This window comes from Burkholderia sp. SRS-W-2-2016, from assembly GCF_001931485.1.
GTDB lineage: Bacteria > Pseudomonadota > Gammaproteobacteria > Burkholderiales > Burkholderiaceae > Paraburkholderia.
This window is the reverse complement of the sequence record NZ_MSDV01000012.1, coordinates 221,873-235,106: the sequence shown is the minus strand read 5'-3', so window position 1 is coordinate 235,106 and position 13,234 is coordinate 221,873. Positions and strand designations below refer to the sequence as shown.

10 protein-coding genes and 1 tRNA gene are annotated in these 13,234 nt (G+C 64.8%); 5 read left to right on the top strand and 6 right to left on the bottom strand.

All coding sequences use genetic code 11. The annotated features are described in order from the left end of the window. The first annotated feature begins 310 nt into the window (after positions 1 to 310). Positions 311 to 1,852 (top strand): methyl-accepting chemotaxis protein, encoded by a 1,542-nt coding sequence (locus tag BTH42_RS03990; RefSeq protein WP_075295985.1) that lies wholly within the window; start codon positions 311 to 313, stop codon positions 1,850 to 1,852. A gap of 160 nt (positions 1,853 to 2,012) precedes the next feature. On the opposite strand, the gene BTH42_RS03985 is transcribed toward BTH42_RS03990, so the two are convergent. From BTH42_RS03985 to BTH42_RS03975, 3 genes are all read right to left on the bottom strand, one after another. Further along, a tRNA-Ser gene (locus BTH42_RS03985) sits at positions 2,013 to 2,103 on the bottom strand. A gap of 215 nt (positions 2,104 to 2,318) precedes the next feature. Further along, positions 2,319 to 3,614, bottom strand: a complete 1,296-nt coding sequence (gene serS / locus BTH42_RS03980; protein WP_075295983.1) for a serine--tRNA ligase — start codon at positions 3,612 to 3,614, stop codon at positions 2,319 to 2,321. A gap of 120 nt (positions 3,615 to 3,734) precedes the next feature. Next, positions 3,735 to 5,048: a replication-associated recombination protein A gene (locus BTH42_RS03975; protein WP_075295981.1), complete on the bottom strand. Its 1,314-nt coding sequence runs from the start codon at positions 5,046 to 5,048 to the stop codon at positions 3,735 to 3,737. Positions 5,049 to 5,290: 242 nt separating this feature from the next. Here BTH42_RS03975 and cytX point away from each other — a divergent pair, with 242 nt between their 5' ends. Then, the gene (cytX, locus tag BTH42_RS03970) at positions 5,291 to 6,607 is read left to right on the top strand and encodes a putative hydroxymethylpyrimidine transporter CytX (RefSeq protein ID WP_075295979.1); all 1,317 of its coding nucleotides are present in this window, start codon (positions 5,291 to 5,293) and stop codon (positions 6,605 to 6,607) included. Continuing rightward, positions 6,604 to 6,930 carry a hypothetical protein gene (locus BTH42_RS35340; RefSeq protein ID WP_178392114.1) on the top strand — a complete coding sequence of 109 codons (327 nt, stop codon included), beginning with the start codon at positions 6,604 to 6,606 and terminating at the stop codon, positions 6,928 to 6,930. Before cytX ends, BTH42_RS35340 begins: the two co-directional genes overlap by 4 nt. A gap of 210 nt (positions 6,931 to 7,140) precedes the next feature. Here BTH42_RS35340 and BTH42_RS03960 read toward each other — a convergent pair whose 3' ends face one another. The 3 genes from BTH42_RS03960 to BTH42_RS03950 all read right to left on the bottom strand — a co-directional run bounded on the left by BTH42_RS03960 (position 7,141) and on the right by BTH42_RS03950 (position 10,828). After that, the gene (locus BTH42_RS03960; RefSeq protein WP_075295975.1) at positions 7,141 to 7,371 is read right to left on the bottom strand and encodes a hypothetical protein; all 231 of its coding nucleotides are present in this window, start codon (positions 7,369 to 7,371) and stop codon (positions 7,141 to 7,143) included. A gap of 304 nt (positions 7,372 to 7,675) precedes the next feature. After that, the gene (lolA, locus tag BTH42_RS03955; RefSeq protein WP_075295973.1) at positions 7,676 to 8,407 is read right to left on the bottom strand and encodes an outer membrane lipoprotein chaperone LolA; all 732 of its coding nucleotides are present in this window, start codon (positions 8,405 to 8,407) and stop codon (positions 7,676 to 7,678) included. Positions 8,408 to 8,518: 111 nt separating this feature from the next. After that, a complete protein-coding gene (locus BTH42_RS03950; protein WP_075295971.1) occupies positions 8,519 to 10,828 on the bottom strand; it encodes a DNA translocase FtsK in 2,310 nt (769 codons plus the stop codon). 367 nt (positions 10,829 to 11,195) lie between these two features. On the opposite strand from BTH42_RS03950, the gene trxB reads away from it, so the two are divergent. Both trxB and BTH42_RS03940 read left to right on the top strand, forming a co-directional pair. After that, positions 11,196 to 12,197: a thioredoxin-disulfide reductase gene (gene trxB / locus BTH42_RS03945; RefSeq protein ID WP_075295969.1), complete on the top strand. Its 1,002-nt coding sequence runs from the start codon at positions 11,196 to 11,198 to the stop codon at positions 12,195 to 12,197. Between the two features lie 153 nt (positions 12,198 to 12,350). Next, a complete protein-coding gene (locus BTH42_RS03940; RefSeq protein ID WP_075295967.1) occupies positions 12,351 to 13,118 on the top strand; it encodes a Smr/MutS family protein in 768 nt (255 codons plus the stop codon). Positions 13,119 to 13,234 lie beyond the last annotated feature (116 nt).

The window sequence follows — 13,234 nt, the reverse complement described above, 5'->3', positions numbered from 1 at the left end:
AATCGCCGCCCGCTGTGTCCGTCACGCCGGACGCGATGGGTGAAATTCTTGGGGTGGACGAAAAGACCGGCAATGACACCGCCGCCCGAAAAAGTTGCCGTTCGTCTCACTCGTGACTGAAAAGCCACAAAAACGGCCAAAACTCGCGTTTTCCCTGGAAGGCCCATTGGCCATGACAGAGCGTGGCTCCGGGCTAAATACTCCGCGCCGCTATGCCGATATACAGGGACAAATATTCCATTAATGAATATTTGTTCCATATAAGAAACGTTTTTCGCTATTACGGCAACCATGGAGGCGGCCACTTCTCATGAAAAATCTCACGCTCAATGCCCGGATCGCGGCGACGATCGCATTCCTCGCGCTGCTGCTGATCGCGACCGGCGCGATCGGTATCGTTGGCATGGCCGAAAGCAATCGCGCGCAGCGCGACGCGTATGCGGTGCACTACGCGTCGGTGGTCGCGCTGGGCAAGTCGGGCACCGCGATGTCGCGGGCGCGCTTCGGGCTCGACTGGGCGATGGCCAATCCGCACTCGCCGCAACTGGCGATGCAGCTCGAGCGCGCGAACGGTCTGCTCGCGGAATCGGATCGCCGCTGGGGCGAGTTTCGCGCGCTGCCGAAGGCCGGCGAGCTCGCCGCGCTGACCGACGATCTCGACGCGAAGCGCAACGCGGTGCGCCACGACGGCATCGACCGGTTGATCGACGCGATCCGCGGCGGCGACACCGGCTGGATGGACGAGAGCCGCGCGCAGCATCTGATCGCGCTGTACACCGCGATGGACACGAGTCAGGGCAAGCTCGAGAGCTACCTCGATAGCGAGGCGAGCGAAGCCGGCGCGCGCTCCAACGCACTGTTTCACGCGATGCTCGCGACCTGCGCGGCCAGCATCGTGCTCGCGCTGGCGGTCGCGTTCCTGAGCTGGCGCTCGCTGCGTCGCGCGATCATGACGCCGCTCGCGAGCGCGATGCATCAGTTCGATGCGATCGCGGCGGGCGACCTGAGCACGCGCGCCGCCGTGCATGCAAACGATGAGATGGGCACACTGCTGCGCGCGCTGGCGGCGATGCAGGAGCGGCTGCTGGGGACGGTCGCGGCGGTGCGCTCGGGCTCGACCGCTATTGCGTCGGCGACGCAGCAGATCGCCGCCGGCAATCAGGATCTATCGCAACGCACCGAGCAGCAGGCGGCTTCGCTCGGTGAAACCGCGTCGGCGATGGAGCAGCTCACCGCGACCGTGCAACTGAACGCGAGCAACGCCGAGCAGGCGAGCGAACTCGCGCGCGGCGCGTCGAACCTGGCCGCGCATGGGCGCGATGCGGTCGGCAGCATGATCGAAACGATGCGCGCGATCCACACCGGGTCCGCTCAGATGACCGGGATCATCGGCACGATCGAGAGCATCGCGTTTCAGACCAATATCCTGGCGCTCAATGCGGCGGTCGAAGCCGCGCGCGCCGGCGATGAAGGACGCGGCTTCGCGGTGGTGGCCGGCGAAGTGCGCAGTCTCGCGCAACGCTCGGCGGCCGCGGCGCGCGAGATCGGCGCGTTGATCGCGGATTCGACGTCGAGGGTCGAGCGCGGCGCGGGGCTCGTCGAGGACGCGGGCGGCACGATGCAGCAGATCGAGGCGGCGATCACGCGGGTGACGAGCATCGTCAGCGAGATCGCGCAGGCGTCGCGCGAACAGAGCGACGGGATTCAGCAGGTGGGGATCGCGATCACGCAGATGGATGAGGTCACGCAGCAGAATGCGGCGCTGGTCGAGGAGAGTGCGGCGGCGGCCGCGTCGCTGGCGGATCAGGCGCGGGGGTTGAGGGAGGTGATGGAGGGGTTTCGGGTTCAGTGATAGCGGTGCGGCGGGCCAGATAAATTCGAGCTCGCCGCTTCGCGGCTCTTTGCACCCGCAGACCATGAGGCTGGTCCACAACGAGGACCAACGGAATCGATGTACAAGCAACCAGAAACAAAAAAGCCCCGCAATCACTTGCGGGGCTTTTTCATGAATTTGGCGGAAAGGGTGGGATTCGAACCCACGGTACGGGAAAACCGTACGCCTGATTTCGAGTCAGGTACATTCGACCACTCTGCCACCTTTCCGGGTATTCCAACTTTGCTGCTTTGTCGGATCCAAGCGGGTCGTTGCTTGGGAGAAAAAGATTATAGAACAGTTCGATTCTGTTTTCCAAGCCCCTCGCCGAAAAAACTTTTAAAAATTTTCGAGGGACCGGCAAGCCCGCCGCCGCACCGTCAGACGAACCCGGCGCTGCCGGGCATGCAATCAGTCAGTGCCTGCGCGCGGGCCGGCAACTGTGTCAAGCGGCCGGCACTTCCAGCCGCTCCACCCCACCGAGGTACGGACGCAGCGCCGTCGGCACCGTCACCGAACCATCGGCGTTCTGGAAATTCTCGAGCACGGCGACCAGCGTGCGGCCCACCGCGAGACCCGAACCATTGAGCGTATGCAGCAGCTCCGGCTTGCCCTGCGCGTTGCGATAACGCGCCTGCATCCGTCGCGCCTGGAACGACTCGGTGTTCGAACAGCTCGAAATCTCGCGATAGGTGTTCTGCGCCGGCACCCACACTTCGAGGTCGTAGGTCTTCGCGGCCGAGAAGCCCATATCGCCGGTGCACAGCGTGATCACGCGATACGGCAGCTCCAGCTTCTGCAGGATCGCCTCCGCATGGCCGACCATTTCTTCGAGCGCGTCGTACGACTTTTCCGGCGCGACGATCTGCACCATCTCGACCTTGTCGAACTGATGCTGACGGATCAGACCGCGCGTGTCGCGGCCATACGAACCGGCCTCCGAGCGGAAGCACGGCGAATGCGCGGTCAGCTTGATCGGCAGCTCGCCCGCTTCGACGATGCTCTCGCGCACCGTGTTCGTCAGCGAAATTTCCGACGTCGAAATCAGATACTGCGTGACGGTGTTCTCGTCGCCGCCCTTCTCGACGCGGAACATATCGTCGGCGAATTTCGGCAGTTGGCCGGTGCCGAACAGAATGTCCGGATTGACGATGTACGGCGTGTACACCTCGGTATAGCCGTGCTGCAGCGTGTGCGTGTCGATCATGAACTGCGCGAGCGCACGATGCAGCCGCGCAATCTGCCCGCGCAACAGCGTGAAGCGCGCGCCCGAGAGCTTCGCGCCGGTTTCGAAGTCGAGGCCGAGCGGCGCGCCGACGTCGACGTGATCCTTCACCTCGAAGTCGAACTGACGCGGCGTGCCCCAGCGGCGCACTTCGACGTTGCCGGCTTCGTCGTTGCCGACCGGCACGCTTTCGTGCGCGAGATTCGGCACGCCGAGCAGCAGATCCGACAGACGCTTCTGGATCTCGTCGAGCTTGACCGCCGACGCCTTCATCTCGTCGCCGATACCGCCGACTTCGGCCATCACCGCCGACGTGTCTTCGCCCCGCCCTTTCATCGCGCCGATCTGCTTCGACAGGCTGTTGCGACGCGCCTGCATTTCTTCGGTACGGGTCTGGGTATCGCGGCGTTCCGCTTCGAGCGCGGTGAACGCGGCGACGTCGAGGATATAGCCGCGGTCGGCGAGGCGCTTCGCGACGCCGTCGAGGTCTTTGCGCAGCAACTGTATGTCGAGCATGGGATGGGACGGATGTTCGTTGTATGAAACCGCGATTTTAGCGCACCGGCACGGGCGTCCGGTGCGCCTGTCGGAGCTGCGTACTCACGGGACTACGCGGCGAGAACCAACGCCGCGGCCTTAGCCCTTCTTCGGCTTGTTCTCGCTGCGCCAGCGCGCATCGAGTTCGGCGAGCCGCGCGAGCTTCTCGCCGATCTTGCCTTCGAGCCCGCGCGGGGTCGGCTCGTACCAGTGCGGCTCGCGCATCCCGTCCGGCAGATAGGTCTCGCCGGCCGCGTACGCATCGGGTTCGTCGTGCGCGTAACGGTACTCGTGACCGTAGCCGAGTTCCTTCATCAGCTTGGTCGGCGCGTTGCGCAGATGCACCGGCACCGCGCGCGACTGGTCCTTGCCGACGAAGCGGCGCGCCTCGTTGTACGCGTTGTAGCCGGCGTTCGATTTCGGCGCGATCGCCAGATAGATGATCGCCTGCGCGAGCGCCAGTTCGCCCTCGGGCGTACCGAGGCGCTCGTAGGTCTCGGCGGCATCGAGCGTGATGCGGGCGGCGCGCGGGTCCGCGAGACCGATGTCCTCCCACGCCATCCGCACGATACGTCGCGCGAGATAACGCGGGTCCGCGCCGCCGTCGAGCATCCGGCAGAACCAGTACAGCGCGCCGTCCGGGTTGCTGCCGCGCACCGATTTATGCAGCGCGCTGATCTGGTCGTAGAATGCGTCCCCGCCCTTGTCGAAGCGGCGCAGGTTTTCCGCCAGCGCGCTGCCGAGCAGCGGGCCGTCGATCTCGGTGGTCTTCTGCTGCGCGGCCGCGCGCGCGACGATCTCGAGATTGTTCAGCAGCTTGCGGCCGTCGCCGTCGGCCGAACCGATCAGCGCGTCGCGTGCTTCGTCGGTGAACGTGAGGCCGCCGAGTTCCCGTTGCGCGCGGTCGAGCAGTTCGCGCTGTTCGTCGTCGGTCAGGCTCTTCAGCACGTAGACCGCCGCACGCGACAGCAATGCGCTATTGACCTCGAACGACGGATTCTCGGTCGTCGCGCCGACGAACACGAACAGCCCCGACTCGACGTGCGGCAAGAACGCGTCCTGCTGGCTCTTGTTGAAGCGATGCACCTCGTCGACGAACACCAGCGTCTGATGGCCGTTCGCGCGATGAATCTGCGCGGTCTCGACCGCCTCGCGGATATCCTTCACGCCCGACAGCACCGCCGACAACGCGATGAACTGCGCGTGAAACGCATCGGCCATCAGCCGCGCGAGCGTGGTTTTGCCGACGCCGGGCGGGCCCCACAGGATCATCGAATGGGCTTCGCCGGATTCGAACGCGACCCGCAGCGGCTTGTTCGGGCCGAGCAGATGCGTCTGGCCGATCACTTCGTCGATATTGCGTGGCCGCAGGCGTTCGGCGAGCGGAACATTGGCACGGGTTTCTTCAAACATGACGTTTTGGGGATAATCTCGGCTTTCCGGCTTTTCCGGGCGCTGGCGGACACGGTCCGCCGGGCTCACAAATACGGCTCACCAACGGGATTGACCAACAGGACGAGCAAAGCCCGTGCACGAACGCGAGACCAGACAAGGCTCGCGCGCAGGCGCGGGACAACGTCCTGCATTATGACAGTGACCGCGTTCGCGCGAGAGCCGGCACAGACTCACCGCTACACCAACAGGAACAACCTCAGATGGCTCAAGATTCAGTCGCCGGCGACGCCGGCTCCACCTACGCGCCGCTCACGCCGGTGCCCGAAGCGCGCCGCGCGTTCCGCACCGGCGACGCGTTCGCGCTGTGGTTCTCGCTCGGCATCGGCCTGCTCGTCGCGCAGGCGGGCGCGCTGCTGGTGCCGGGGCTGTCGCTGCCGCACGCGTTGATCGCGATCGTACTCGGCAGCGTGATCGGCGTCGTGCTGCTCGCGCTCGCCGGCGTGATCGGCACCGACACCGGACTCGCGGCGATGTCGTCGCTACGCCCGACGCTCGGCGTGCGCGGCGCATCGGTGCCGGCGGTGCTGAACATGGTCCAGCTGGTCGGCTGGGGCTCGTTCGAAGTGATCGTGATGCGCGATTCCGCCGACGCGCTCGCGAAGCAGGCGTTCGGTCTGTCGATGCCGCTCGTATGGACCGTGATCTTCGGCCTGCTCGCGACGCTGCTCGCGATCAGCGGCCCGCTGTCGTTCGTGCGGCGCTTTCTGCGCAAGTGGGGCATCTGGCTGCTGCTCGCGGGCGCCGCATGGCTCACGTGGAATCTGCTCGCGCGCCACAACCTCGCGGAGATGATGCAGCGTCCCGGCACCGGCGAGATGCCGTTCGGCGGCGCGATCGACCTCGTGGTCGCGATGCCGCTGTCGTGGCTGCCGCTGATCGCCGACTACACGCGCTTCGGCCGCCGCGCCGGCGAAACCTTCCGCGGCACGCTGGCCGGCTACGGGATCGCCAACATCTGGTTCTACGCGCTCGGCGCGATCTACGGCCTCGCGGCAGGCGGCGGCGATGCGCTGCTGACCAGCGCGCTCGCGCAGGCCGGCGGCGGCCTCGCGCTGCTCCTGATCCTGATCGACGAAATCGACAACGCATTCGCCGACATCCACTCGGCCGCGGTATCGACCGGCACGTTCTGGACGCGCGCGAGCGTGCCGCTGCTGTCGGCGGCGTTCGGCGCGCTGTGCACGCTGATCGCGCTGCTGGTGCCGATGGCCAAATACCAGAACTTCCTGCTGCTGATCGGCTCGGTGTTCGCGCCGCTGTTCGGCGTGGTGCTGATGGATCACTTCGTGGTGCGCAAGCGCCGCATCGACGCCGCCGTGCTCGGCGACGTGCGCGGCCGCTACGGTTTCTCGGGCGGCTGGCATCTGAGCGCGTTCGCCGCGTGGGCGATCGGTATCGCGTCGTATCAGGTGATCAATCAGTGGCTGCCGAATCTCGGCGCGACGCTGCCGTCGCTCGCGATCGGCGCGCTGTGCTATTTCGTGTTCGTGTCGGCGCGTAAAACCGCGTATGCGTGAGCGCGCATCGAATTAAACGCGACTGGGTTTGCGTGACGCCTGAAAACAAAAAAGACCTGCATTTGCAGGTCTTTTTTTATTCGGCGAACCATTCGGTGTCCATCGATAACCGGCACCGCAGCGCCCGTGATAATGCCGAGCTAATTCTTCGCCGCTTTGCGCCGACGCGATTCGACCTTGCGGCACAGGTCCGTCAACAGCCAGCGGGCGACGGTCTCCGGCCGGTTCGGCGCGTAAGAAGCGAATTTGGTTTCGTTTTCGAAGTGGACGACGACGGTACCCGTCATCACCCGATAAGTCCCGGCGTAATTCACGCCATCTAATTCCACGCTCAAAGCATGCGTGGTTTCATATTCCGCGAAGGTCAAAGTAGGCGCGATATCTCAAAAAAGGGACAGTCATTATCCCTTTGACCTCGGCGAAGTCAATTAAATATGCAATTTTTTGCATATGAACTTATTACCGATCAATCTTTGCGAGGATTTCGCCAGCAAGCCCGGAAATGGGATGGCGTTTTTTGACCAATAGCCTGGTTATTGCGGGCCAAATGCCGCGGCCGGCGCATCGGCGAAACGCTCGAGCGCCTGATTGCCTTCCCGATGGGCTTCGGCCTCATCGATAAAGGTTTTGTCGCTATACGCGACGACCCGAAAACCGCTGCCCAGCGAGCGCGGAACCGTAATACCCCAATGCCATCCGCCTTCCTGCTCGAATACATGCAGCGACGCAGACCGATTCAATTCATGTGACGAAGACGTGTTCATGACATGCCTCACCCTTTGCAAAACACCCAAAGCGACTACTCTTGCCCCCAGTGTATGCGTTATTTTGTTGCGTTGCAGCAAAAAATTGTTAGAGAATGCAGCCTGAAACCCTAAAAATAATCAGGCGCAGCGACGACGCGCGCAGCCCTTCGCATTTCGCTCAGTCTCGCACTAAACAATTCCGTTTGCAGGATCGCCCGGGTTGCCGGAGTGGGATTTTTTGTCCGCAATAAAAAGCCGCGCCCGAAAGCGCGGCTCGATCGGCCACCAGTGCAGCGCCGGCAGCCGGCGCCATCGACTTCGCCTAGCCGTTGATCACGTCCGCGCCCTTCGGGACCGTGAACTTGAACGCATTGGCCGGCAATTGCGGATTCTTCTGGATGTTCGAGAACGTCAGCAGCGTCACGTTGCCGAACACGTCGTGCAGTTCCATCGCTTCGAGATTGCCGTCCTTGAAGCCGATACCGACGCGCTCGAATTGCGTGTCCTTCGCTTTCGGCGTCAGTTCGAGCCAGTCGATGCCGGCCTTCACGCCCGCGTCGCGCAGCGTGAAGTTCTTGTCGAGATCGTTGCTGCCGAACAGGATCGCCGCCGGGCTCGCGCCGAGCGCATTGCCGAGGCTGCGCACCGTGACCTGGTTCAGGTCCTTGTCGTACACATAGAGCTTGTCGCCGTCGGCCTGCAGCAGTTGCGCGTACGGTTTCTCGTATTGCCAGATGAACTTGCCGGGCCGCGCGAACGTGAACGTGCCGCTCGAGGTGGTCGGCTTGTTCGGATTGGCGGTGGACAGCGCGCCGCTGGCGTTCTGCGCCTTGCTCGGCGCGTGCACTTCCTGCTGCACGAAGTTGCCGTGCGCCGAATGGACCTGCGCGACGAACGCCTTCAGTTGCTCGGTGCCGCTCGCGAATGCGTGCGATGCAACCAGCAGCGATGCGCCGATCGCCACGCTGCCCGCGCCTCGTGCGACACGGCGCACGAGCTGGCCGAGACGGCCGGTTTGACGCTCTCGGGCGTGCTGCTGCGCGATTGCTTGCATATGGTTTTCTCCCTTGATTGAATTCGGAACCGGGCCGTGGCGTGCGTCGATATCTGGATCGACCGGGCGGTGAGCCGCAACGCAGCACGTTGCGGCCGCAACCAACGCCGCTTATTCCGCTTCCCGCGCCGGCGCCAGAATCTCGCGATTGCCGTTCGACGACATCGCCGACACCACGCCCGAATTCTCCATCTGTTCGAGCAGGCGGGCCGCCCGGTTGTAGCCGATGCGCAGATGCCGCTGCACCAGCGAGATCGACGCGCGACGGTTCTTCAGCACCACGTCGACCGCCTGATCGTATAACGGGTCCGACTCGCCATCGGTGGACGCGGTTCCCGCCGAGCCTTCGTCGCCCTCGCCGCTCACGCCGCCTTCGAGAATGCCCTCGATATAGTTCGGCTCGCCCTGCTCCTTGAGCTTGTCGACGACGCGATGCACTTCGTCGTCCGACACGAACGCGCCATGCACGCGCACCGGCAGCCCGCTGCCCGGCGGCAGATACAGCATGTCGCCCATGCCGAGTAGCGATTCCGCGCCCTGCTGGTCGAGAATCGTGCGCGAGTCGATCTTCGAGGACACCTGGAACGCCATCCGCGTCGGCACGTTGGCCTTGATCAGGCCGGTGATCACGTCGACCGACGGACGCTGGGTCGCGAGAATCAGATGGATGCCGGCCGCGCGCGCCTTTTGCGCGATCCGCGCGATCAACTCTTCGACCTTCTTGCCGACGACCATCATCAGGTCGGCCAGCTCGTCGATCACGATCACAATGTTCGGCAAACGCGTGAGCGGTTCCGGTTCGTCCGGCGTGAGGCTGAACGGATTCGGCAGCTTCTCTTCGCGCTTGGTCGCTTCGTCGATCTTGTTGTTGTAGCCGGCCAGGTTGCGCACGCCGAGCTTGCTCATCAGCTTGTAGCGGCGCTCCATTTCGGCGACCGCCCAGTTCAGCGCGTGCCCCGCCTGACGCATGTCGGTGACGACCGGACACAGCAGATGCGGGATGCCTTCATAGACGCTCATTTCGAGCATCTTCGGATCGATCAGGATCATCCGTACCTGTTCGGCGCTGGCCTTGTATAGCAGCGACAGGATCATCGCGTTGATACCGACCGACTTGCCCGAACCGGTGGTGCCGGCGACCAGCAGGTGCGGCATCTTGGCGAGATCCGCGCACACCGGCTTGCCGCCGATGTCCTTGCCCAGCCCCATCGTGAGCGCCGACGCGGCATCCGCGTAGACGGTCGAGCCGAGAATCTCCGACAGGCTCACGGTCTGACGGCGCTGGTTCGGCAATTCGAGCGCCATGTAGTTCTTGCCCGGAATCGTTTCGACCACGCGGATCGACACCAGCGACAGCGAACGCGCGAGGTCCTTCGCGAGATTGACGATCTGGCTGCCCTTCACGCCGGTGGCCGGCTCGATCTCGTAGCGCGTGACAACCGGGCCCGGGTACGCGGCGACCACGCTGACTTCGACGCCGAAGTCCTTGAGCTTTTTCTCGATCAGCCGCGACGTGAATTCGAGCGTATCGGCGGAGATGGTTTCCTGCGCGGCGGGCGCGGGGTCGAGCAACGAAATGGGCGGCAGCGTCGAATCGCCGGGCAGGTCGGTAAAGAGCGGCACCTGCCGTTCCTTTTCGACGCGCTCGGATTTCGCTGGCGTCGCGAGCGGCGGCACGATCACCACCGGCTCATGCTCCTCGATCCGCACGCGGCCCTTCTCGACCTTACCTTCGCGTTTGACCGCAGCCGCTTCACCGAGCTTGCGATCGCGGCCGGCCTCGCGGCGCAGCTTCGCGAACGTCACTGCGGAGATGATCGATTCGCCGACATTTTCCGCGACCGACAACCACGAAAAACGGAAGTACAGCGACAGGCCGATGCCGAGTCCGAGCAGCAGCGCGAGCGTGCCGCCGGTGAAGCCGAGCGCATGCGAGATGCCGCGCGCGACCGCGTCGCCGACCACGCCGCCCATGCTGCCGGGCAGTTGCACTTTCAGCGACCACATCCGCAGCGCTTCGATGCCGCTGCACGACAGCAGCACCAGCACGAACGCGAACGCGTCCGCGAGCCAGCTGACGCCGCGCGGCGAGGGTTCGTCCTGCGGCTCTTCATGACCGGTGATGCGTTTGTAGTTGGCGGAAATATGACGGCCGAGCAGCACGATCCACCAGTAGGAGGACAGGCCGAACAGCAGCAGCATCACGTCCGACGTGCGCGCGCCGACCCGCCCCGCCCAGTTGGCGATGTGATCGGTTTGCGCGGAATGAGTCCAGCTCGGATCGTGTCTGCTATAGCTGACGAGCGACATCAGCAGGAACACGCCGAGCGCCACCTGCAGAATCCAGCGGATTTCGGTGAAGAGGCGCGACATGCGATGCGGCAATGCCTGCGCGGTCGCGGAATAAGGAGCTTTTGCCATTGATCCTGTTGCCTGGGGTAGCCGGTTCAGGCCGAACTGCGGCCGGGAGCGCGATGCGGCGCCGCGCCGCGCGCGGCTGCGGACCGCTCCGGGCTACCGGAAAATTCGATCCGGCCTATTGTAAACGCTGTGCCCCGCGCAAGGCTGTAAATGACGGTAACTTGGCCGTTGGCCCACGACCATGCCGGCCAACGCCGCGCCCGCGTCGCCCGCTTCACGCCGCGCGCCTATCGCGGCGATCGGAAAGCTTGATGGCGCAGCCGCTCGCCCCGCCCTTTATAATGGCGGACTGACACCCATCTATAGATTCAGCTCAAAACCGCACGGCTTCGCTGCTGCGAACCGCGCGCCGTACAAGGATTCGATCATGCCCGCTACTGCAACGAAACACGCCAAGGTTCTGATTCTCGGTTCCGGTCCCGCCGGTTACACGGCGGCGGTCTACGCGGCGCGCGCCAACCTGGCGCCGGTGCTCGTCACCGGTCTCGCGCAGGGCGGCCAGTTGATGACCACGACCGACGTCGAAAACTGGCCGGCCGACGCCAATGGCGTGCAAGGCCCGGAACTGATGGCGCGTTTCCTCGAACACGCCGAGCGCTTCAACACCGAAATCATTTTCGACCACATCCATACGGCCAAGCTCGACGAAAAGCCGATCCGCCTGATCGGCGACTCGGGCGAATACACGTGTGATTCGCTGATCATCTCGACCGGCGCGTCGGCGCAGTACCTGGGCCTGCCGTCGGAGGAAGCGTTCATGGGCAAGGGCGTGTCGGCCTGCGCGACCTGCGACGGCTTCTTCTATCGCCAGCAGCACGTCGCGGTGATCGGCGGCGGCAACACCGCGGTCGAGGAAGCGCTGTACCTCTCCGGTATCGCGAAGAAAGTGACCGTGATCCATCGCCGCGACAAGTTCCGCGCCGAGCCGATCCTGATCGACCGTCTGCTCGCGAAGGAGAAGGAAGGCGTCGTCGAGATCAAGTGGAACCACGTGCTCGACGAAGTGACCGGCGACCAGTCGGGTGTGACCGGCCTGCGCATCAAGAACACGCAGAGCGGCGAAACGACCGACATCGCGCTGCAAGGCGTGTTCGTCGCGATCGGCCACAAGCCGAACACCGACATCTTCGAAGGTCAGCTCGAGATGAAGAACGGCTACATCATCACCAAGGGCGGGCTGAACGGTTTCGCGACCGCCACCAGCGTGCCGGGCGTGTTCGCCGCCGGCGACGTGCAGGACCACATCTACCGTCAGGCGATCACCAGCGCGGGCACCGGCTGTATGGCCGCGCTCGACGCGCAGCGCTATCTCGAGACCATCAACGAGATGGCCGGCGAGCATGCAATGAGCGCCGAAGCGGAGCGTTGAGCCGCCGCGCGCGACGGTAAAATGACGGCGGGGCGCTGCCCGGCTGTTTGAAGCACTAGAGAAGGCCGCGGCTGAAAAGCCGGCGGCCTTTTTTGCATTCGCAGCGCCGTCGCCCTACACCACCGATCGACCTTTTTCGCATCCGTTGCCGCTATGCCGAAGAATCAGCCCCACCCGAACGAACCCAAACGCCCGCAAACCGCCGCGCGGCCCGCGCCCGCCCCGGCCGCGCCGGCCGCCGCGCCCAAGCTCGAACGCGCGGCGGGGCTCGCCGGCCTCGGCGCGTTGCGCGACGCGCTGAAGGGCGATGCGCAACGCCGCGAGCGCGAGCAGGCCGTCGCCAAAGCGGCGCAGCGCGAAGCGGCCGCCGACGCCGATCTGTTCCGCCGCGAGATCGGTGAAGTCGCGCCGCTGGCGGTTCCGCCGCGCGCGTCGCTGCCCCGCAATCCGCCGCCGCCGTTGCCGGTGCAGACACTGCTCGACGAGGAAGCGGTGCTGCACGAAGCGATCTCCGACGAGTTCGATCCCGAGGTACTGCTCGAAACCGACGAGACGCTGTCGTACTGCCGCCCCGGCGTGAGCCGCGATGTCGTGCGCAAACTGCGGCGCGGCGACTGGATCGTGCAGGCGCAGATCGATCTGCACGGGATGCGTCGCGAGGAGGCGCGCGAGGCGCTCGCGGAATTCATCCGCGAATCGGTGAAACGCGGCCTGCGCTGCCTGCGCGTGATTCACGGCAAGGGGCTCGGGTCGATCGGCAAGGAGCCGGTGCTGAAGGGCAAGGTGCGCGCGTGGCTGGTGCAGAAGTCCGAGGTGATCGCGTTCTGTCAGGCGCGTCCGCACGATGGCGGCGCCGGCGCGGTCGTCGTGCTGTTGCAGCCGGGCGCGCTGCCCGCGCATGGGGTGCAGTCGAAGGGCTGAGCGGGCCGGGGTTGTCGATTTTCGCGGTTGTCGTTCGTCGTCGGGTAAACAGGCAGCGCGGCGAACATGGCCGTCGCGTTGTCGCCGTCGTTACTCCAACGCAGTGCAACCCTTAG

Excerpts from the sequence above, each read along its gene's own strand:
- serS (WP_075295983.1), bottom strand. The coding sequence starts at position 3,614 with ATGCTCGACATACAGTTGCTGCGCAAAGACCTCGACGGCGTCGCGAAG.
- BTH42_RS03950 (WP_075295971.1), bottom strand. The coding sequence starts at position 10,828 with ATGGCAAAAGCTCCTTATTCCGCGACCGCGCAGGCATTGCCGCATCGC.
- cytX (WP_075295979.1), top strand. The coding sequence starts at position 5,291 with ATGGCTCAAGATTCAGTCGCCGGCGACGCCGGCTCCACCTACGCGCCG.
- BTH42_RS03940 (WP_075295967.1), top strand. The coding sequence starts at position 12,351 with ATGCCGAAGAATCAGCCCCACCCGAACGAACCCAAACGCCCGCAAACC.
- BTH42_RS03960 (WP_075295975.1), bottom strand. The coding sequence starts at position 7,371 with ATGAACACGTCTTCGTCACATGAATTGAATCGGTCTGCGTCGCTGCAT.
- trxB (WP_075295969.1), top strand. The coding sequence starts at position 11,196 with ATGCCCGCTACTGCAACGAAACACGCCAAGGTTCTGATTCTCGGTTCC.
- lolA (WP_075295973.1), bottom strand. The coding sequence starts at position 8,407 with ATGCAAGCAATCGCGCAGCAGCACGCCCGAGAGCGTCAAACCGGCCGT.
- BTH42_RS03990 (WP_075295985.1), top strand. The coding sequence starts at position 311 with ATGAAAAATCTCACGCTCAATGCCCGGATCGCGGCGACGATCGCATTC.
- BTH42_RS03975 (WP_075295981.1), bottom strand. The coding sequence starts at position 5,048 with ATGTTTGAAGAAACCCGTGCCAATGTTCCGCTCGCCGAACGCCTGCGG.